12 protein-coding genes are annotated in these 21,978 nt (G+C 66.2%); 4 read left to right on the top strand and 8 right to left on the bottom strand.

Annotated features, from left to right (window positions below; translation table 11 throughout):
* Positions 1 to 37: 37 nt before the first annotated feature.
* From ABZ293_RS12995 to ABZ293_RS13005, 3 genes are all read left to right on the top strand, one after another.
* On the top strand, positions 38 to 2,938 hold the full coding sequence (locus ABZ293_RS12995; protein ID WP_355180132.1) for a BTAD domain-containing putative transcriptional regulator: 2,901 nt from the start codon (positions 38 to 40) through the stop codon (positions 2,936 to 2,938).
* 63 nt (positions 2,939 to 3,001) lie between these two features.
* Positions 3,002 to 3,241, top strand: coding sequence for a helix-turn-helix domain-containing protein (locus tag ABZ293_RS13000; RefSeq protein WP_355180368.1), 240 nt, complete (start codon positions 3,002 to 3,004; stop codon positions 3,239 to 3,241).
* Between the two features lie 63 nt (positions 3,242 to 3,304).
* Positions 3,305 to 3,466: a hypothetical protein gene (locus ABZ293_RS13005; RefSeq protein ID WP_354960027.1), complete on the top strand. Its 162-nt coding sequence runs from the start codon at positions 3,305 to 3,307 to the stop codon at positions 3,464 to 3,466.
* A 256-nt stretch (positions 3,467 to 3,722) separates the two neighbouring features.
* On the opposite strand, the gene ABZ293_RS13010 is transcribed toward ABZ293_RS13005, so the two are convergent.
* A complete protein-coding gene (locus ABZ293_RS13010) occupies positions 3,723 to 7,010 on the bottom strand; it encodes an arabinosyltransferase domain-containing protein (protein ID WP_355180370.1) in 3,288 nt (1,095 codons plus the stop codon).
* Between the two features lie 326 nt (positions 7,011 to 7,336).
* Between ABZ293_RS13010 and ABZ293_RS13015 the strand changes: the two genes are divergently transcribed.
* On the top strand, positions 7,337 to 7,834 hold the full coding sequence (locus ABZ293_RS13015; protein WP_355180134.1) for a peptidylprolyl isomerase: 498 nt from the start codon (positions 7,337 to 7,339) through the stop codon (positions 7,832 to 7,834).
* 80 nt (positions 7,835 to 7,914) lie between these two features.
* Here the strand turns inward: ABZ293_RS13015 and ABZ293_RS13020 are convergent, their stop codons facing one another.
* From ABZ293_RS13020 to ABZ293_RS13050, 7 genes are all read right to left on the bottom strand, one after another.
* A complete protein-coding gene (locus ABZ293_RS13020; RefSeq protein ID WP_355180136.1) occupies positions 7,915 to 9,459 on the bottom strand; it encodes an acyl-CoA carboxylase subunit beta in 1,545 nt (514 codons plus the stop codon).
* Positions 9,460 to 9,482: 23 nt separating this feature from the next.
* Positions 9,483 to 14,834 (bottom strand): polyketide synthase Pks13, encoded by a 5,352-nt coding sequence (gene pks13 / locus ABZ293_RS13025; RefSeq protein WP_355180138.1) that lies wholly within the window; start codon positions 14,832 to 14,834, stop codon positions 9,483 to 9,485.
* Positions 14,835 to 14,977: 143 nt separating this feature from the next.
* A complete protein-coding gene (gene fadD32, locus ABZ293_RS13030) occupies positions 14,978 to 16,894 on the bottom strand; it encodes a long-chain-fatty-acid--AMP ligase FadD32 (protein ID WP_355180140.1) in 1,917 nt (638 codons plus the stop codon).
* A 191-nt stretch (positions 16,895 to 17,085) separates the two neighbouring features.
* Positions 17,086 to 18,129 (bottom strand): LLM class F420-dependent oxidoreductase, encoded by a 1,044-nt coding sequence (locus tag ABZ293_RS13035; protein ID WP_355180142.1) that lies wholly within the window; start codon positions 18,127 to 18,129, stop codon positions 17,086 to 17,088.
* Between the two features lie 187 nt (positions 18,130 to 18,316).
* Positions 18,317 to 19,264, bottom strand: coding sequence for a cutinase family protein (locus ABZ293_RS13040; RefSeq protein WP_355180144.1), 948 nt, complete (start codon positions 19,262 to 19,264; stop codon positions 18,317 to 18,319).
* A 38-nt stretch (positions 19,265 to 19,302) separates the two neighbouring features.
* Positions 19,303 to 19,830: a DUF732 domain-containing protein gene (locus tag ABZ293_RS13045; RefSeq protein ID WP_355180145.1), complete on the bottom strand. Its 528-nt coding sequence runs from the start codon at positions 19,828 to 19,830 to the stop codon at positions 19,303 to 19,305.
* 135 nt (positions 19,831 to 19,965) lie between these two features.
* Entirely contained in the window at positions 19,966 to 21,840 is a 1,875-nt protein-coding gene (locus ABZ293_RS13050) for an alpha/beta hydrolase-fold protein (RefSeq protein ID WP_355180147.1), read from the bottom strand.
* Positions 21,841 to 21,978 lie beyond the last annotated feature (138 nt).

Below are 21,978 nucleotides of genomic sequence, written 5' to 3' on the forward strand. Positions count from 1 at the left end.
TGCGATGCCTTCACGATGGGTGTTGTATGGAGCCGAGATGGGTGTGCGTTTTACGGTCCTCGGACCAATGAAAATCGTGGTCGACGGCCGCGAATCGGCCGCGGCGCCGAGACATCGGGCAGTGTTCGCCTATCTCCTGGTCAATGTCGGAAGAGTGTGCAGCGCAGACCGGATCATCGAGGCCATGTGGGGCACGGATCCCCCGGACACGGCGCGCTCGCAGATCCACGCCGCGGTGACGGCGATCCGCAAGGTGTTGCGCGAAGCGGATGCGGCGCAGGTACTGCAGACCAGATCTGCCGGATACGTTGTGCTGCCGGAGCCGGGGCAGTTCGATCTCGAGGAATTCACCAACCGCGTCGGTGCCGGCCGATCGCTGGCCGCTTCCGACCCCGCGGCCGCGGTGGCGGAACTGCGTGCGGCGTTGGCGCTGTGGCACGGCGAGGCGCTCGCCGATCTGAACGCCGACTACGTCACGCCCGCGCGGCGCCGCCTGCAGGAGAAGCAGTTGGCGGCGTTCGAGCAGTTGACCGCGGTGGAACTCGGGCTGGGCAGGCACGAGGCGGTACTCGACGAGTTGGCAGCGATGGTGACCGCAAACCCGCTGCGGGAGAAGCTGGCCGGTCAACTGATACTCGCACTGCATCGAGCGGGCCGACAGGTCGATGCGCTCGCCGCCGCACGATCGTTCCGGACGGCACTCGCGCAGGCACAGGGTCTGGATCCGGGACGCGCATTCGTCGCGCTGGAGCAGGCAGTATTGCGTGACGACGGCGAACCGGCCACCCGCGTAACGGCACCGGCCGCACGCACCGAACCCGTGCCACGTTGTGCAAACTTCTTGCCCTACGACATACCGGATTTCGCGGGTCGAAACGCCGAACTCGAACATCTCCTCGCACCACTCACCGGCACCGCGTCGACCGTCTCCACGATCGACGGCATGGCGGGCATCGGCAAGACCGCGCTTGCCGTACACACCGCGCACCGAGTAGCCGACCGATTCCCCGACGGTCAGCTGTTCATCGACCTCCAAGCGCACACGATCGACCGGCAACCGGTCGCGACGGATGCGGCGCTGGAAATCCTGTTGCGCCAGATCGGAATTCCCGCCGAACGCATTCCGCAGACCACCGCCGATCGCGGCGCGCTGTGGCGGTCGGAACTGGCCGGACGGCGAGTGGTCGCGGTGCTGGACAACGCTGTGGATGCCGATCAAGTCCGGCCGCTGCTGCCCGGCGGGACGGACAGTCTCATCCTGATAACCAGCAGGCGGCGGCTGGTCAACCTGGATGGTGCTCGGGCATTGTCGGTCGATCCACTGCCCGCACGCGATGCTGTCGACCTCTTCGACCGGATCGTCGGCGAACGTGCCACCGCCGAACCGCTCGCGGTGCTGGACGTGCTGCACCTGTGCGGGTTCCTGCCATTGGCGGTGCGGATCGCCGCCGCTCGACTACTGCACCGCCCGCAGTGGACCGTCGGCTATCTGGCGGGACGGCTGCGTGGGGAGCGGCGCAGACTGGCCGAATTGTCCACGGCCGAACGGGGTGTCGTTGCCGCGTTCAACCTCTCCTATCGCCAGCTTCGCGCGGACGGGCAGCGGATGTTCCGGCTGCTCGGCCTGCACCCCGGGCGGGACATCGATCCCGGCGCCGCGGCCGCGCTGGCCGATATCTCGGTGGACGACGCCGAAATGCTGTTGGAAGACCTCCTCGACGTTCATGTGATAGCTCAATACGAGCCCGGCCGCTATACCTTTCACGACCTGCTGCGCCAGCATGCCCGCGCCATGGTGTCGGTAGACGAATCCGACGATGCCCGAACCACCGCGCTGTCACGACTTTTCGACCACTATGTGCACACCGCGCGGGCAGCGGTGGATCTGCTGTTCCCCTACAGCGCCGATCACCGCCAACCGCTGCCGCCCTCCGCGGCCCGGGTAACGACGCTGGACGACGCCGAGGACGCGGCCGAGTGGCTCGATGCCGAACGCGAAAACCTCATCACCACTGCGGCCTACGCGTCCGACCACGGTACGCCCGCGCACGCCAGAGACACGGCTGAAACCCTACGTCCCTATCTCGACGGCAACTCCCGCCACTCCGACGCCGCGCGCTTGCACCAGGTGGCACTGCTGGCGAGCAGACAGCTGGCCGACTCGATCGGCGAGGCCAGAGCGTTGACCGACCTGGGCTGGGCCTGCTGGCGACAAGGCGATTACGACTGGGCGACCGCGCATTCGCAAGCGGCACTGCGGATTGCCCGCGCGTCCGGGGATCGTTATCAAGAGGCCAGAGCGCTGAACACGCTCGGCAATGTAGCGTGGCGTAAACGGGACTACGACGAGGCCAGGCGATACCTGCGCGAGGCGCTCGAGCTCGCCAACCGTCTGGGCAACAAAGTCGGCGAGGCGCATGTGCTCGGCAACCTCGGCATGCTGCTCGGCGCCGATAACAACCAGTACCGCGACGCCCGTGAACATCTCGACCGCGCACTGGCACTGCACCGCGAGGTGGGCAATCAGCGCGGCGAGGCGTTGGTGCTGAACTATCTGGGATCGCTGTGCCGCCGCAACGACCTGCTGGACGAGGCCAGAGACAACCACTCCCGGGCCCGCGATCTGTATCGGATGCTGGGCAGTCGTGGCGATGAAGCGTCCGCGCTCAACGGCCTCGGCGAGACAGCCTGCACCGCAGGCGATCCTGGCGCAGCCGCCGAAAAGCACAGCACCGCACTGGCGTTGGCCGACGAGGCATTGAACCTACCCGAGCGAGCGCGCGCCAACGACGGGCTGGCTCGCGCGTACCGAGATCTCGGCGACGTCGGTCGAGCGCGCGAATACGCCGGTATCGCGATGCGCCTGTACGCGGATCTCGGCGTCCCGGAGGCCGACGATATGCGCGCTTTCCTGGATATGCTCGCAGACTCCGATTAGCCCCGGCGGTCAGCGTCGGCAGGGTGCCAGCCTGATATTCGATGTCCCTCGCGGACGGTCCGGCTGCGCTACGCCGAGATCAACCGCATCATCTCCGGCGTCAGCCCCAAAATGCGCACCCTGGAGCGCGACGGCCTACTCGAACGCCGGATCACCGCAGAGGTTCCGGTCCGCGTCGACTACGAACTCACACCGCTGGGTCACAGCCTGCGGCCTGTGATGCGCGCCATAAAGGAGTGGGCCGAGGAGCGCATGGACGAAGTTTTCATGGCACGAGCACGTTACGACGGTGAACCAGCGTGACCATGTCGTAAATGTTGGTTGCGAATGCCTTCCCACCAGTGAACCTGGCCGTAACCTTTATTCATGACCGCGGCCTTCGATGATATGGATCTGCGCGACCTCGTCGGACTGCTCACCGATGATGAACAACGGGAGCTACGACCGGCGGTGCTGCGCGTGTTATCCCGCCAAACCCCGCAAGAGCTACTCCGTCGTGAACTCGGCCTGCGCATGGCAAAGGTCTGAGCCTGCCGTTCAACAACCAACCGACCACCTGGCCGTCGCAATGGCGCGAATCGCCTGTGCGGCGGCCTTTTGCTGTCAAGAGCACGTAAACGCAGGCCAGACGCGTGTTCGGCACCACACCCGAGCAATAGCGTGAGTGCGCTCACGAATGGAGAGCGACGAGCAGTAACAAACATTCCGTGCGGTCGCATTTGGATATAGAACAGGCCCGTCGAATCGCAGTAGTGCCGATTCGACGGGCCTGTTCTGGCAGGAGTTAGAACACCCGCAGCTGTCCGGGCGACCAGAATCCGGAACGGTTGGCCTTGCCGGTATCCAACTTGGCCGGAACCGCATTCGGGTAGTACTGGTCGTACCGCTCCAGCGAACCCCAGTCCCGCGCCCAGTCGTTCTTCATATAGGTCGGAACGGTGCTCGACTTCGCCAGCATCTGGGAGAAGCCCAACAGCCCACCGAACTCCTCGGCCTGCCAGGTATTGGTCGAACTGATGGCGAGCGGCCGGTCCGGCAGGATCCGGTAGCCCGGCACCTCGGCCACCCCGTTCTTGTGGTCCAGCGGCCGCTGGCACGGGAACTGCAGTCCGACCGCCCAGTCCAGCAGCACCGGCTGTTCGGAGCCGATAAAGCTATTGAGCGAGGCCAACTTCGGCATCCGCGGCGGGGTGAACGCCAGCCACTGATCACCGATCAGAATCGGGTCGTTGGCGACGATGCGCACCGCATCGGCATCGGGCGCGATCTCATCGAGCGGGATGCGCAGATTGCGCCACGACGGGAATGGGCCGATATCGCGCGGCAGGTAGGTGCCCAGCATCTGCACGCTGCCGTCGGGCAGGTGCTTGCCGTAGTCGACGGTCAGCGACTGGCCGTATTTGGTGTCACCGGTGTCGTCGACGGACAGGATGCGGCCCGCGGCCGAAATGACCACCAGCGGACGATCATCCGAGCGCGGCGCCAGCTGGTACCAGCTCGACACCAGATGCGCGGGCTGCTGCACGCCCAGCTGGTAGCTGCCCATCACCGGCGTGGTGGCCGGATCGAGGCCGAAGGGCAGGGTGGCCCGGCTGCCATTGACACCGGTCGCGCCGTAGCCGCCGTCGGTGCCCGCGTTCTGTCCGTCCGCACCCACCGGACCCACCGACTGGGTGGAGGTATTGCCGGTACCCGGCTTCACCTCGATGGTGTCGGCGCTGAGCTTTTCCGGCACACCGTTCGGGTCGAAGCCGACCGGATCGGCCCCGGCCAGCGGATCACCGTTCCTCGGCGGATTCGCCGGATCGGTGATCGGGGTCAGCGTGCCATTGCCCTTGTCCACATCCGGTTCCACCAGGATGTCATTGGCCAGACCGCACGAATTCCCGCTCAGCGCATCGAAATTCGAGCGTGCCAGCGAATACGCCGGATACTGCGACACCGCGCCCTTCACCAGCGAGAACACCTCGAGCAGCACCATCAGCGCGGCGACCACGGTCAGCGGGATGGCGGCGAATTTGCGAATCCGCTTACCACGCACCGACTTCGCCGAGGGCTGCGGTTTGGTGTAGTCCTCGCGCAGCGCGGCCCAGGCGACCAGCGCCAGCGCCAGCCCGAACAGGATGAGCATCGCCGTATTCGACTGGTAGCCGTGCAGCGAGATTCGCTTGTCGAACCACGGCACGCCGAAGCTGGACACGTACCAGTAGCCATTGATGCCCGAGAACGCGATGGCCAGCACGAACAGCAATCCGGCGAGGAAGATCGCCCGATTCTTCCTGGCCCGCAACGCACTCGCGGAAACCGCAACCGCGGTGACCGCGGCCAGTGATCCGGCGATGCCCGCATAGGCGCCGAAGTGGTGGGTCCACTTGGTCGGGTTGAACATCATGAAGAAGATGGTGCCGAAGACCACACCCATCAGCCGCCAGCTCGGCCCGCTGGCGATACCGGGCACCTGCCTGCGCCGCAGCAGCACCAGCATGGTGGTGAACAGGCACAGCAGCATGATCAGGAAGGCGAACCGGCGCGAGAGCGAACCGTCGACGGTCTCCACGAACAGGTAGTAGTAGCGCAGGTAGTCCTCGTACCAGGCCAGGTTCGGCCCGGTCACCTGCCGCACCCGGTTGGCCTCCTGGATTCCGGCGAAGGTCTGGTCGGTGTAGACCACGATCAGCACCAGCAGACCCGCCGCCGCAATCGGTGCGAGCAGCGGCAGTGACGAACCCCACTTGCCGACACCCTGCGCGGCGAACTGCCGGTGCCGTCGCACCACGATCCGCACCAGCGGCCGAATACCGGCGAGGAGCGCCGCAACACACATCAGACCGGTCGGTGCCGCCGCCAAGGTGAATGCGGCGACCAGGATCGCGACCGCGGCGGGCAACAGCCGACCGGTCGCAATGGCCCGCTCGATCGAAACCCAGGTCAGCAGCGCGCCGAGCGCGACGATCGGCTCCGAGCGCAGGCCGTTGTCGAACGGCAGCCAGAACGCCAGGAAGACCAGTCCACCGGTCCACAGCGCCACCTTGCTGTGGCGCACCCCGCGCCCGAGCCGGGGCACCACCTCGCGGCTGATCACCAGCCAGCACAGGATCGCGCAGAACAGCGCGGGCAGCCGGACCCACGGGCTCGCGGTGGAGATCTCCGAGAAGGCCTGGATGACGTAGTAGTACCAGCCGAACGGCGCCTCAGGGACGCCGTACCAGCGGAAGTAGTTGGCCATATAGCCCGCGTGCGGCGCCACCCGGACCATGCTCAGGATGTAGCCGTCATCGGAGGTGTTGGCGCCGACGAAATGCCACACCAGCAGCGTGCCGATGATCGCGCCGTCGGCCCAGGTCGGCTTCAGCCAGTGGGCGGGCAGGAACCGGCGGTGCCCGCGCCCGTCACTGCCGTCCAGTTTGGCCAGCGCGCCGAGCGCGATCAGGGTGCACAGCACCGCCGCGATCATCGCGATCAACTTGACCGGGGTCGGGCTGGAGGAGAACCGGGTATCCACCGTCATGTGCATCGACAGCCCGGTGGACGCCGCGCCCTTCATATCGGTGAAGACGCCGACCACCTGTGGCCGCAGATCACCGTTCAGCTGCCCCGCTACCGGCACCGCGACCTTCTGCGTGGCCCCGGGCGCCGCACCCTCGACCGGCCGCTCGATCGTCGTGGTGAGGCCCTCGAACGACGCCTTGGTCCGATTGCTGTCGGAACTGATGGTGATCGAGCTGCACCCGCCCAACTGGGCGCGCTCGGCCGAGGCCACCACGGCATTGCGGTCGATCACATCCACAGATGTGTCGGAGACCCGCACGAACATCGCCTCGAGCGATGCCCGGTCGCCCTGTGGCGGCGCGGTGGCCAGCAGCATCCCGCCGTAGCTCGGCAGCTGATCGACCGCCGAGCACGGAATGCTGGCCTCGAGGTCGACCGGCACCTGCGACATCAGCGGCGCCTGCACGCTATTGATGGTGCCGCCCTGCGGCCAATTCAGCGTCGCGGTGGTCTGGCTGACCGGCAAGAACGGAGCTGCCAGCGCGAACAGCGCGCCGAGCACACCGGCGATCAGCGCGACCATACGCGCGGTGCGGAAGTCACTCGGTGCGACTTCCGGCGCGGCGGGCGGTTTTGTCAAGACAGCGGTAGCGGCGTCGGGCACGGTTGGCAATGGTATCCGCCCGCGTGTTGCAACGGGCGCTGGCTGCGCACAAGTTGCGTGCAGCTCCCAGCAACTTCTGAGACGACTCCCAGTCGCGCGGCCCGAATCCCCTGTAAAACGCGGGGAATCACGACTCGGAAACGGATTCGTCGGACGATGCGCGGCACGGCGTGGCTAATGGGACGGGACCGAAAAGGTGACCCGAAATGCTGACCGGTAACGGACACGATGGAAAGGTAGGGGGTATGACAAAGGCGAATCTCGAAACCAACTTCGGAACGATCGTGCTCGAGCTCGACGATGCGAAGGCACCTGGCACCGTCGCGAACTTCGTGGATTACGTGAAAGCGGGCCACTACAACGGCACCATCTTCCACCGCGTCATCCCCGGCTTCATGATCCAGGGCGGCGGCTTCACTCCCGATATGAAGCAGAAGGGCACCCAGGCACCGATTCAGAACGAGGCCAACAACGGCCTGAAGAACAACAGGTACACCGTCGCGATGGCCCGCACCAACGACCCACATTCGGCCACCGCGCAGTTCTTCATCAACGTCTCCGATAACGACTTCCTGAACCACTCCGCGCCGACCCCGCAGGGCTGGGGCTACACGGTCTTCGGCAAGGTCACCGACGGCTCCGAGGTGGTCGACAAGATCGCCGCGGTCGCCACCGGCTCGGCAGGCATGCACCAGGACGTGCCGCGCGACGCCGTCATCATCGAGTCGGCTGCCATCGCCTGACTTCCGCTGCCACGGACCGGAATCGGGCCCGCAACCCTCGAGGTTGCGGGCCCGATTCCGTAGTCGGAGTTGCGGCTGTGTCAGAGCGGGAGCAGGTGGTGCTTGCGCGGGTTGCGCGGGAGCTTCTTATCGCGCAGCAGGCGTAGCGCACGCCGCAGCTCGAGGCGGGTGGCCGAGGGTTCGATGACGGCGTCGATATAGCCGCGCTCGGCGGCAACCCAGGGGGTCGCCATGGTCGCGTTGTAGAAGTCGATCATCTGCTGGCGCACCGCGGCACGCTGGTCCTCCGGCGCCGCCTCGATCTGCCTGCGGCCGATCAGACTGACCGCGCTCTCCGCGCCCATGACCGCGATCCGCGCGGTCGGCCAGGCCAGATTCACATCCGCGCCGAGCTGTTTCGAGCCCATTACCGCGTACCCACCGCCGTAGGACTTGCGGATCACCACAGTCACCTTGGGCACGGTGGCCTCCACATAGGAGAACAGGAAGCGGCCGCCGCGCTTGATGACGCCGATCTTCTCCTGTTCTACGCCGGGTAGGAATCCCGGTGTGTCCACCACGAATACGAGCGGAATCTCGAACGCGTCGCACATCCGCACGAAGTGCGCCGCCTTATCGGAAGCCCTGGCGTCGAGCGCACCGGCGTACACCATCGGCTGATTCGCGACCACGCCGACGCTGCGCCCGTCGACCCGCGCGAATCCGGTGATGACATTGCGCCCCGCCGCGGCGCCGACCTCGTGGAAATCACCGTCGTCGAAGATGCGCAACAGGATCTCGTACATGTCGTAGGCGGAGTTATCCGAGTCCGGCACAATCGAATTCAGTTCCAGATCCGATTCGGTGAGCTCCGGCTCCAGACCGGGATTCACGACCGGGGGCCGCTCCTGGCAACTGGTCGGCAGGAAGCCCAGATAGCTGCGCACCCATTCGAATGCGGCCTTCTCATCCGGGGCCACGTGATGGATGTTGCCGTACTGCGCTTGGCTGTGCGCGCCGCCGAGTTCCTCGAGACTCACGTCCTCGCCGGTGACCTCACGGATCACGGCGGGCCCGGTGACGAACATGTACGCCTCTTCGGTCGCCACCACCACATCGGTATTGATGGGCGCGTAAACCGCACCGCCCGCGCACTTGCCGAGAATCAACGACACCTGCGGCACCATCCCCGACAGCGGCTCGGCGCGACTCCCGAGCTCGGCGTACCAGGCCAACGAGGTCACGGCCTCCTGCACGCGGGCACCGCCGGAATCGTTGATGCCCACCATAGGGCAGCCGACCTTCGCGGCGTACTCCATGATGTTGGCGACCTTGCGGCCGAACATCTCACCGACCGAACCGCCATAAACGGTCTGGTCGTGTGAGAACACCGCGACCGGACGCCCTTCGACCAGACCGTGCCCGGTGATCACGCCGTCGCCGTACAGCGCGGACGGATCACCCGACTTGCGCACCAGCGCACCGATTTCCACGAAGGTTCCCGGATCCAACAGCATGTTGATCCGGTCGCGGGCGCTGGGAATTCCCTTCTTCGCCCGCTTCGCCACCCCCGCTTCACCCGCCGGTTCCTGCGCTAATTCCAGTCTTTTGCGCAGGTCGGCGAGCTTTTCGGCAGTAGTGCTCACTTGGCCCCTCTCATCAGGCGCCCCTATGGGGCAATTACAGCAAGTTTCGCGGTGAGGTCGGCTCCGATCTTTCCGATCCGTGGCTCGTCAACGATCTGGAGGTGGTCACCCGGGATATGAATAACCTCTAGGTTCGGAATGTATTCATCCCAACCACCATTCGGTCGCCGGTCCGCGAAACGGGGCTCCAACTCGATCGCGCCATCGTGGTACCGATCGGCCAGATAGAGCACCACGTCGCCCTCATAGCGCGCGGGGCGCAGCTTCTGCAGCGCACGGTTCTCGATCCAGGAAGTGCGCTGGTGTTCGAGCACACCTCCGGGGATCTTGGCTCCGCTGATCTTGACCAGATCGCTGATCATCTTGAATTGATCCTCGTCGTCGGCCAACGCGAGCTCTTCCAACTGCTCCTGCGGGAGTTCGCCTTCGACACCGTAGGTCTTCTTCGCGAATGCCTGGTAGCGCTCGATGCGTCGGATCCGCTCCTCCGGACTGTTGTCCTCCGGCTCGGTCGGTATGGCCAAATCGATCAGGCCGACCATCCGCACATCCGCGCCCTCGGCGCGCAGAATATGCGCGACCGCCATCGCGAGCACCGCGCCGAGCGACCAGCCGTACAGCACGTAGGGGCCGTCACCCTGGATCTGACGCAGCTGCGGCACGTACTGCTTGGCGCGTTCCTCGATCGCACCGTCGGCCCGCTCGATGCCGTACATCGGAGTATCGGCAGGCAGACGCTTCAACAGCGGTTCGTACACCAGGGTGTTGCCACCGGCCGGGTGGAAGACGAAGACCGGCACCGCATTCGAGCCCTCGACGCGCGGCCGCAGCGGGCGAACGAACCCATCCACATCGGCGCCGCTGTCCTGCAACTGACGCACGATATCGGCGAGCTGCTCAATGGTCTCGCAGTCGAGCACATCATCGACGGTGACCTCGGCCTTGATCCGCTCGCTGAGTCGGATCGCCAACTTCTCGGCGACCTCCTCCTCCAGGATCGGCAGGGTATTGAAAATGCCGCCCGCCGACTTGCCGGTGACAATCGCCCAGGTGGCGAAGGTCAACCGCTCGGCGGCATCGCGCGGCGGCACATCGTCCTCGTCGGCACCGGCCGGCTGACCGAAGATCGAAGCGGCAGCCACGGCCTCGGCCCCGCCGACCGCAGTGGTGTCCTCGGTGTCCAGCGCGCGTTCGATCGCGGCTTCGTCGGCCTCGGCCGCGGCGGCCTGCTCGGGCGTCGCCGGGGCAGGCGCGGCGGTACCAGCGGCAGCACCGGTGATACCGGCAGCAGTCTCGGCTTCAGCGACTATCTGCTCGGCCTCCGCCGCCACCGTGGTGTTCTCGGCGCCCAGCGAAACCCCTTCGGCGGCAGCCGCATTCGCCACCACGGCCGCCGGATCCGCGCCAGCCGCGACAGCCGCGCGGGCCGCCGCAATGAATCCGCCGTCGACCGCGATCTCCTCGCCAGCGGCCTGCTTATCGGCCATCGCCTGCACCTCGTCGCGGTGCTCGATGGCGTAGTGCAGCACCTTGGCGACCTCGTTCAGGTTGGCATCGCGCACGGCCTGGATCTGCAGCTGCGGAATGTCGAATTCGTATTCGACCCGATTCTTGATGCGCATGGCCATCAGCGAATCGAGACCGAGTTCCATCAGCGGGATCTCCATCGGCAGATCCTCGACCGCATAGCCCATCGACTCGGCGACGATCAGCGCCAGCCGCTCCTCCAGGGTCTGGGTGCCCGCCGGATCCCAACGCTCACCGAAGGTCTCGACGATCTCCAGATCGGTGTCCGCGGTGGTCGCGACCTCGGCAGCGGAAACCGCCTCGGCGACAACGGGTTCGGGCAGCGGCGCACTCGATGCGACGACCGCCTCGAACAGCAGCTGGAAGTTCGCACCCGCACGGGCATGCACCTGCACCGATGCGCCACCCAGATGCGGCGTCAGCGTGGTGGTCAGCGTTCCGGCCGTCGGCAGCACCGCATGCGGGACCGACGCGCCGAGCGAGACATCGCTGAGCACCTGTGCCGCAGCGGATTTCACCAGCACCGCGAGATCGGTGACGGCCGAGGCCGGCACCTCCCACACATGCCGCCCGTCGGGCAGCGCGACATGTGCACCCGGCACCCGGGCGTTACCGCTGCCGCTGGCCATCTTCGCCTTCGGCCAGTACTGCTTGCGCAGGAATGCGGTACGCGGAATGTCGGCGTACTCGCCAGCGGGCAGCAGCGACGACAGGTCGACCCGATGCCCGTGCACATAGAGCTGGGCCAGTGCGGCGATTACGCCCGCCGATTCGTCTTCCTTGCGCTTGAGCGTCGGGATGAGCTGCGCATCGTGCACACCGGCCGCGAACGTCGTCCCCAGCACCTGCATCAGCGCAACGGAATTCGGCGCCAGCTCCACGAAGGTGGTGTGCCCGGTGTCCACCGCGAGCTTCACCGCATTGGTGAAGTACACCGCGTGGCGCATGTTCTTGACCCAGTAGTCCTCATCGTGCACCGGATCGCTGCCGGGACGGTAGAACTCCTCCTTGTTGACGGTCGAGTACAGACCCGTCTTCAGCTTGGTCGGCTCGATACCGGCCAGCTCGGCCGCCAACTCACCCAGCAGCGGATCCATCTGCGAGGTGTGCCCGGCACCGCGGGTCTGCAGCACGCGGGCGAATTTGCCCGCCTGCTCGACCTTCGCCACGATCGCCGCGACCTGATCCTGCGGTCCGCCGATCACCGTATTCGTCGGTGCCGCGTACACCGCGCACTCCACGTCCGGATAGTCGACCAGCATCGCCTCGATATCGGCGGCACTAAGCTCGACCAGCGCCATATTGCGCACATCGTCATCGCTGATCATCGCCTCGCCCTCGCCCATGAGGCGCGAGCGGGCGCAGATCACGCGCACCGCATCCTCGAGCACGAGTCCACCGGAGATATAGGCCCCGGCGACCTCACCCATCGAGTGACCGACCACCGCATCGGGTTGTGCGCCGTGCGCGCGCAACAGCGCGGCCAGACCGATCTGAATGGTGAAAATGCCGACCTGCGAGGTGCCGACGTTGTAATCCTGGGCGTCGTCCAGGATCATCTCGCGCACCGAATATCCGGCCTCGTCCTGCACCAGCTCATCGACCTCGTCGACGGCCTTGCGGAAGATCGAATTCTCCAGGTAGAGCTGCTTGCCCATCTTGCGGTGCTGGGCACCGAATCCGGAAAGCACCCAGATCGGGCCATTGGCGGCGGGGGCGTCCGCGGTGAACACACCGGGCGCCGGCTTACCCGCCGCGATGGCGCGCAGACCGGCGATGGCCTCCTCGTGGGTCTTGGCCAGCACGACACCGCGCGAACGCGCGTGACTGCGCTTGGCCGTCGACCGGGCCACATCCGCCAGCGGAACATCGCGACCGGCATCGGATTCCAGCCAGTCGGCCAGATCCGCGGCGGCGCGGCGACGCCGCGAAGGCAGGTAGGCGGATACCGCGATGATCACCGGCAGCGGCTCGGCCCGCTCGGTCGACCATTCGGGTTCGGCCGCAATGACTTCGGCGGCCTCGACAATCTCGGTGGCTTCCTCGATCACATCGGTCGACTCTTCGTCGACCTGTGCGGCCACCGGCTCCGAGGCGGCGACGGGCGCCGCGGCGACGGGCACATACTCCTGCAGCACCAGGTGCGCGTTGGTACCACCGAAACCGAAGCCGGAAACACCGACCGTCGCGGTGCCGCTGTAGCGGGGGAACTCCGTCGGTTCGGTTATGACCTTCAGATGCGCCTGGTCGAACGGGATATACGCATTCGGACCGACGTAGTTGATGCTCGGCGGCAGCACGTTGTGCTGGAAGGCCATGATCACCTTGGCCAGGCTGGCCGCACCCGCGCCGGACTCCAGGTGGCCGAAGTTGGACTTGGCCGAACCGAGTAGCGCGGGCCTATCGTCATCGCGACCGCGGCCGACTACCCGGCCGAGCGCATCGGCCTCGATCGGATCACCGATCGGGGTGCCGGTGCCATGCGCCTCGATGTAGTCGACCGTCGAGGGCGCGATGCCCGCGTCCCGGTAGGCCCGGCGCAGCACATCGGCCTGCGCATCCGGATTCGGCGCGAGCAGACCGTTGGACCGGCCGTCATTGTTGACCGCGGAACCCTTGATCACCGCGTAGATCTTGTCGCCGTCGCGCTCGGCGTCGGCGAGCCGCTTGAGCACGACCAGACCGCCGCCCTCGGAGCGGATCATGCCGTCGGCATCGGACGAGAATGCCTTGATCCGGCCGTTTTTCGCGACACCGCCATTGCGGTCGAAGCCGAGCGTCGCCATCGGGGAGAGCAGCATATTCACGCCACCGGCGAGGGCAAGATTCGAATCGCCGTCGCGCAGCGAGCGCACCGCCTGGTGCACCGCGACCATGGTGGACGAGCAAGCGGTATCGATCGCGACCGACGGACCGCGGAAGTCGAAGAAGTAGGACACCCGGTTGGGGATGATGCTGGAGACGCTGCCCATGATGGCGTACGCCTCGGCCGAGGCGGGCACATTCGGATCCGGGGTGCCGAGTCCGAGTGCGGCGATCAGCTGGAATTCATTGCTGGACGAGCCGATGAACACACCGACCGGCTCACCCTTGAGCTCACTCGCCGGAATCCTGGCGTGCTCCAACGCTTCCCAGGTCAACTCCATGGCCAGGCGCTGCTGCGGATCGACGCGCTCGACCTCGATCGGCGACATCGCGAAGAACTCCGCGTCGAAGCCCTTGAGGACCTCCTGGTCGAGGTAGCCGCCCAGGGTATTGCCCGCCGCAACCGCCTCGGCGACCGCGGGATCACTGGTGAACTCGTCCCAGCGCCCCTCGGGCCGCTCCCGGATCGCGTCACCGCGGTTGATCAGGAATTCCCAGGTCGACTCCGGGGTATCGCCCGCACCGGGCAGCCGCGTCGACAGGCCGACGATCGCGATATCGTGCGCCTCGCCCGGCTGGTATCCGGCGGTGTAGAACGAGTCGTCACTCGACTCCTCCGGCGCCTCCGGCTCACCATTGATGACGACCTCGGCAAGCGACGCGATGGTCGGATGCTGGTAGACGACCGTCGCCGTCAGCACCACACCGGTCAGCTCTTCGATATCACCGCCGAGGGCGATGGCATCGCGGGAGGCCAGCCCGAACTCCTCCATCGGCCGGTCCACCGTGATCTGCTCGATCGGTTGACCGGTCGCATCGGAGACCCAGCGCCGCAGCCACTCCCGCAGCTCCGGGACCGACATATCGGTCGTCGCGGCGCCGGGTTTCGCGGCGGACTGCGAAGCGTCAGCGGTATCGATCGCGTCCGCCGCGGCGGGCACGATTTCGGTCGTCTGGGTGGGCGTGCCCTCGTTGTCAGCCATCAATTCCTCAAGCTACCTGTCTGGGTACCGGGCGCGCCGTTGAATTGACGCCTGGCGGGGGAAAGGCCCGCCGCGCGTCCACGATCGGGCCGATCCTGGTGAATCGACCTGCGAGCAGCCGCTACGGCGCCACCCTCGGGCAATTACTCTTCCGGTGCATCGGGGAAGGCCTGCTGGGTGTAACCACCCCGCAGCGTTCCCTCCAGATAAGCAGTCTTGCAGGCGCGTCGCGCGATCTTGCCGCTGGAGGTCCGCGGAATCGACCCGGCGGGTACCAAGAGCACGTCGCGCACGGTCACACCGTGGCGCTGGGATACCGCGGCGCGGACCGCGTCCGCGATCGGCAGCGGATCGGCCTTACCGGCGCCCGGCCCGCGCTCGGCAACGATGACGAGCTGTTCGGAGGCGTCATCGGCGTCGAAGCTCAGGCCCGAATGGCTGCCCTGTTCGAACACCTCGACGGGCAGCTGGTTCGCGGGCACCGAGAACGCCGCGACGAAACCGGGCCGCAGCGCCTTCGAGGCCTCCTGCGCGGAGAACTCGAGATCCTGCGGGTAGTGGTTGCGGCCGTCGACGATCACGAGGTCCTTCACCCGCCCCGTGATGTACAGCTCGCCCTCGAAGTAGACGCCGTAGTCGCCGGTGCGCATCCAGTTCGCATCGGCCGCGGTGCCGTCGGTGTGGCTGCCCTCGATAAGACGATCCGTGACCTTGTTGTGGAAGGTCGCCGCGGTCTCGTCCGGGCGACCCCAGTAGCCGATGCCCATATTGTTGCCGTGCAGCCAGATCTCGCCGACCCGGCCGTCGGCCAGTTCGTGTCCGCCGCCGTCGGAGTCGACGGTTTCCGGATCGACAATGGCCGCCCACTGCGACAGCGCCACATAGCCGCAGGAGACCTGCGCGATGGAGTTCTCGGCGCCCTGCTCGACCCGGACCATCCGGCCCGCGTTGAGCTCGTTGCGGTCGACGTAGACGACCTTGGCCTCGTCCTCGGCCTTGGTCGCGGAGACGAACAGCGTCGCCTCGGCCATGCCGTAGCAGGGCTTGATCGCGGTCTTGGGCAGGCCGTACGGTGCGAACGCCTCGTTGAACTTCTTCATCGACGAGGTGGTGACCGGCTCGCTGCCGTTGATCAGACCGATGACATTCGACAGATCCAGCGACTCGCCGCTCTTCGGCAGACCACGCGCCGCGGCGTGCTCGAATGCGAAGTTCGGTGCGGCGGCGAAGGTTCCGGCACCGTCATTGTGTGCGGCCAGTTCCTTGATCCAGCGGTACGGGCGGCGCACGAACGCACTCGGCGACATGATGGTGATGTACTTGCCGCCGACCGCGGGCAGGATCACCGTCAGCAGGCCCATATCGTGGAACAGCGGCAGCCAGGTGACACCGCGCGAGTTCCAGTCCAGGTTGATCGCCTCGACCATCTGCAGCAGGTTGGTGCCGACCGCCCGGTGGGTGATCTCGACACCGGCCGGTACGCGGGTGGAGCCCGAGGTGTACTGCAGGTAGGCAATATCGTCGACGGCGACATCAGGGCGCACCCAGCTCTCGCCGACACTGTCCGGGATCGCGTCGACCGCGATGATGCGCGGACGCTGTGCGGCGGGCAGCGAGCGGAAGAACTGGCGCACACCGGCCGCGGAGGAGCTCGCGGTCAGAATGGCCGAGGGTTCGCAGTCGCCGAGCACCGCGTGCAGGCGGTCGGTGTGGCCCGGCTCGTCCGGGTCGAACAGCGGAACCGAGATGGTGCCCGCGTAGATCGCGGCGAAGAAGGAGATCACGTAATCCAGGCCCTGCGGGGCCAGGATCGCGACCCGGTCGCCCGGGTTGGTCACCTGCTGCAGTCGAGCGGCCACCGCGCGCAGCCGAACACCGAACTCACGCCACGTCAGCTCCTGCGCCTCACCGTCACGCTCACGCGAGTAATCGATGTAGCGGTACGCGAGCGTGTTCGCGTCGTTGCGGGTGTGCTTCTCGACGTGGTCTACCAGGGTGTGGTCATCGGGAATACGGATGTTCCCGGTCTCATCCAGGTAATCGTCGAAAGTCTCGTCCATTCCTTCATCTCCTCCGAGGCACACGCAGCAAGACGGCGATATCGCCGCTGTTACCTGTGAGGCCCCGACTCGCTATCGCAGCGGGTGCTCTACATGCGAGAGCCAGCCTGCAGATTTTATTGCGGTCTGCGCGGTAGACCGCTATCGGCTAGATGTTCTCAAACCAGAGTCATGTTACAGAGAAGACCGGGTCACTCTCCCCGCAGCAGCGGAATCACGGGCGCGAACGCGTCCATCTGGGTGGGGAACACACCGACATAGGACATCGATGTGAGTTGCCGCACCTGACGGATCTGTTCGGCGATCTCCTCGAATGTGCCGATCGCCACATACGGGGAGGCGAGAATGTCCTCGACCGACAGCTTGACGTCCACCTCGAGGTCGGGGTGCAGGCCGCGATCGATAGCGGACAGCGCCATCTCGGCGGTCTTCTCCCGATCGTCGGTAATGACGATCGCGGTGATGGCCCAGTTCAGTTCGATATCGGCGAACCGGTCACCCGCCGCCTCCTTGATCAGGTTCACCTTCTCGATGGTCTTCTCCAAGGTGATGCCGGAGAGCAGACCCTTGCCGTTCTTGGTGGTGACCGGAACGACCGAGATGATGTCGGCGTGCTTGGCGGCCAGGCGCAGCATCTTCGGTCCGCCGCCGCCGGAGCAGATCGGCGGGCGCGGACCCTGGCGCGGCCGTGGCGTGCCCTTGACGCCGTGCACCTGGTAGTACTTGCCCTCGAAGGTGCACTCCTGGCCACGCAGCAGCACATCGAGGATGCTCAGCGTCTCGTCCAGCTTCGCGAGCCGTACTCCCGGCGCCTCGTAGGGCAGACCGGCGGCCAGGAATTCGTCCTGCTTCCAGCCTGCGCCGATGCCGACCTCGAGGCGGCCCTTGGACAGCACATCGATGGTGGCCAGATCCTTGGCCAGTACCACGGGATGCCGGAAGCCATTGGCCAGCACCGAGGTTCCCAGCCGGATCCGCTCGGTGGCCTGGGTCAGCGCACCGAGCGCGGCGATCGGGCCGATCTGGTCACCCAGGTGATCCGGCACGACAAAGGTGTCGAAGCCGTACTCCTCGGCCTGCTGCGCCGTCTGGATGAACTTGCGGGCCCCGCCCTCTTGCTTATTTCCCTCACCCGCCGCCGCGAAGCGGAAGGATCGCAGAGGAGTGCCCAGTGCGGTCAACTCAGCATCCGCTTCACGGCTCGCCGTGGTGGCCGGTGCGGCGGCTTCTGTCATGAACTCATGCTCCTGGCTGTAAGGAAATGTGGGCGCGACGCGAGGCCACACGTGCCCACGCTTTTGGGGGCAGTTGCCTGCGTCGCGATCATCAGGCGCACTTTACAGCGTGCGACGGAACTCCAGTGCGGTTGTCGCAGCACCACGCGTGCGAACACCGGTCCGAGCGCGCGTTTGCTGTGCGATCTCACGAATGCGCCGGATGCGGCGCCCCCTCGATCAACCCATTGGCCCAGCTCACCGTCCACTGCGTCGCGGTGGTGCCATTACCGTCGACCACGTAGCCGTTGTACAGACTGTGCACCGGGTTGCCCACCGCGCGTACCAGGGTCAGCACACTGCCCACGATGTTCAGGGGGCTCAACGCGTCTCGGGGTGAATCGCAGATCAGATCGCCCGGGGCGCAGATGGTGTAGGTGCGGTCGGCGAGCGAACCGAACCCACCCGAGCGCGCACCGGTCATCGTGATGCCGGGAACCTTCAATCCATTGAGCGCGACTTCCGCGCCGACACCCGCTGGCGCCGTGCCGACCTGGATGGCCTGACCGGTTCCACCGTCACCGGTGCGGCGGCCGTCGGCGATCAGCGTCACGCCGAGCACCTTGTCCGCGGGTACCGGTCCATTGCCCGCACCGATCTGGTTGGCGATATCGCCCGCGATCACCGCGCCCTGGGAGAACCCGGCGATCACGTAAGTGGTCAGCGGACAGTCGCGATACCGACTCGCCATCATGTCGATCGTGCGCTGCCAACCCTCGGAGCGGCTGTTGTTGTACGACTGCTGGCCGTCCGGCGGGATCGCGATCGGATTGGAGAACTGCGCGACATACGGGGTGGTGTAGACGTCCACCCGCCCCTGCGGGAACTGCTGCGATAGCGGCCCCGAAACATTGAGCATCAGCGAGATCGGATTCGCCGTCGGATTGTGCGGATCGTCATTGCTGTTCGATTCCCAGGTCCCGGGCACCGAGATCATCTGCACATCGGGACACCAGGCCGGTTGCGAGGTCGGCGGTGCGGGCGGCGGCTTCGGACCCGGCTTGGGCGGGCGCAGTCGCCCGGCCAGTACGAACCACAGCACCACCGCGATGATGACGACGAGCACGACGAGCCCGATGAAGAGCAGGCGCCCCACCGGTTTCCCGGACCGGCGGGACGCCGAACCGCGCGCACTCACTGGCAGTACGTCGCCTTAGCCGTATCGATGTAGATCCTTCCGGCCTTCTCCACCGGCATCTTCGCCGGATCGAAGGACGGATCCGACCCGGCCATCGCGGAGACGAAGGTCATCAGATCCTGGTCGGAGGCATTCGCCGCGACGCCCTGGCAGACGTAGGCGCCGATGCTCAGCGCGATATCGGGCGACGCGGTGGTGACGCCAGCGGCCTTCAGCGCGTCCAGGAACTTCTTGTCCTTGTCGGTGAGCTTGGAGCTGTCCTCGGTCGGGACGACATTGGTCGGGACCGGCTGCGGGCGCTCCGGCGTCGCCGTATCGACGGTCGTCTGCGCGGGCTCGGAGGCCTGCGGCTGTCCGGTCGCACCGGCGCTGGTCGGGGCGGCGGTCGGCGACGCGGCCGTCGTGGTGTGGGACATCGTCGGCGTACTCGTCGCCGTCGAATCGTTATTGCCGCAGGCAGCGAGCAAGCCGGTAGCGGCGATCCCCACGACTACGCCGATAACCTTTCCACGGGTCCGATGCATGAATTCGTGTCCTCGATCTGTTCGCTAAGGGTTGGGTCGCCACCCAGGCTAGAGGAAAGCCAGCAATGGCGACTGCTCGCAGGTCACTGAAGGGGGTCTGCGGGTGCAATTGATCAGAAAACAGACTGACCGGAATTAGATGCCGTGAACTTCAGGTTTGCCATCGCGCACGGTGATGTAGCCGGTCTGGAAATTCTGCTGATAGCCGCCCGGAATGCCGAACTCGTCACTGGTCGGATAACCGAGCCTGCCGTTCTCATAGCCGAGCACCGACCACATATCCATGATCGGGCCCGAACGCACCGGCCACGCGCCCGAAAGCGGACTCCAGTAGATATTTCCGCCCTCGAACTTGCTGTAGCGGCCGAAGTCCTTCGAGGGGGTCTCCTCCGTGGCGGGGAAGCCGAGTTGGCTATTCTCATAACCCAATTCGGCGTACTTGCCCAGGATCATCCCCTGCACCCGGTGCGCACCGGTCCTGGCGCTGTAGAAGAACGGGCCGTTCTCGAAGGACTGGACCGCGCCGTCCTTGGCGGGGGTCTTGACCTCCGGCGCGGTGGGGTATCCGGCCGGGCCGGTCTCGAAGCCCTGCCTACCCCATTCATCGAGGATCGCGCCGCGCACCACCTGGGCGCCGGTCCGCGAGGTCCAGTAGAGCATTCCGTTCTGGAAGGTCTGCATGCGTCCGCGACCGTCGGGCAGCCCGCGCTCATCGCCGGTCGGCAGGCCGAGCGGACCGCCCGGCCCCAGCGCCGCCTGATAACCGCCGCCGATCATGCCCGCGACCGGATGCGCGCCCTCGGACGGCGAATAGAAGACCCGGCCACCCTTGAAGTCCTGTGCGGTACCGCCCGCCACCTGGTACTCCCTGGTGAGGCAGTCGCCGAGCCAGTCGCTGCCGCCCACCAGCGCGCCGATCGCACCGGCTGTCCGGCACGGCGGTTTATCCGGATCGACACCGAGCGCCGCGGCGGCCTGCGGCCAGGACTGACGCATTTCGAAATCCCAGTACGGCCACGAATGCGTGCCGGAGGGACGGTAGTTCACCTGGGCCGGGATGGATAGTTTGCCCAGTTTGGCCACGAAATTCTGCGAGGTCAGCCGGGACAGGATCTCCAACCCCATGCCCGCGTAATTGGTGCTGACCCCCGGAATGCCGCTGGCCTGGTCGAACGGACCGGTCGAGCCGCTGCCGCTGGAGATGTAGAGGCTGACGCCCTTGAGCTTGTCGGCCAGCGCGTAGGGGTCGTGCCCGTCCCATTCCGGTCCGCCCGGCGGACCCCACATGGCGGCCGAGTCGAATCCGCCCGCATCGCGCAGGGCGAACTGGATCGCCTGCGGCATGCCGAGCGTCGTCGTGGTCAGTACACCGGAGTAGGACCCCGCGTATTTGGCGAAGTTCGGATTGCGCCCGGCCAAGAACATGGCGGCCGTGCCGCCCATCGAAATGCCCTCGACGCCACGGATATCCGAGGTCCGCCACTGACTCTCGAGCAGCGGCGGAAGTTCCTTGGTCAGAAACGTCTCCCACTTGTAGTTGTGGCCGTTGTCGGGCTGTAGCCAGTCCGAGTAGAAGCTGGCCTGACCGCCGACCGGCAGCACCACCGTGACGTTCTTATCGGCGAAGAAGTCCACCGCACCCGCCTCATGGGTCCAGCCGCTCTCGTCATCGGTGGCACGCAGGCCATCGAGCATGAACAAGGCCGGGAACCTGGCATCGGGATGGGTATTCCAATCCCGCGCCAGCAATAGCTGCACCTGGACGGGCGTGACCATCGATGGCGAATTGACCCACAGCGCGACCCGCCGATCGGTGAGCCAGACCACCTTCTGCACCGTCGGGACCTCGACCGGAGCGACCGTGGGCTGCGCGTTTGCGGGTGCGATGATCGGGGAGGGACCTGAGGCGAGCGGAATCACCACGGCGGTGGCGAGCAGCGCGGCCCGGCGGGCCACACGTCCGTCACACCATCCGCGCCGCCCCCTGCTGCCGAATGCAACTCCTGCCACAAGAGCTTCCTACCCCCGCTACCTCGTGGTTCCTGGTAGGACACGCGGCAGCAGAGCGCACTGTCTGATTCAGCGATCCGAAAAACACAGCGGGGAGCCCCGAAAAGCGAACGGCGCCGTCTGCTTCCGAGTCGGAAG

The sequence above is a fragment of the Nocardia sp. NPDC005998 genome, assembly GCF_040614395.1.
GTDB lineage: Bacteria > Actinomycetota > Actinomycetes > Mycobacteriales > Mycobacteriaceae > Nocardia.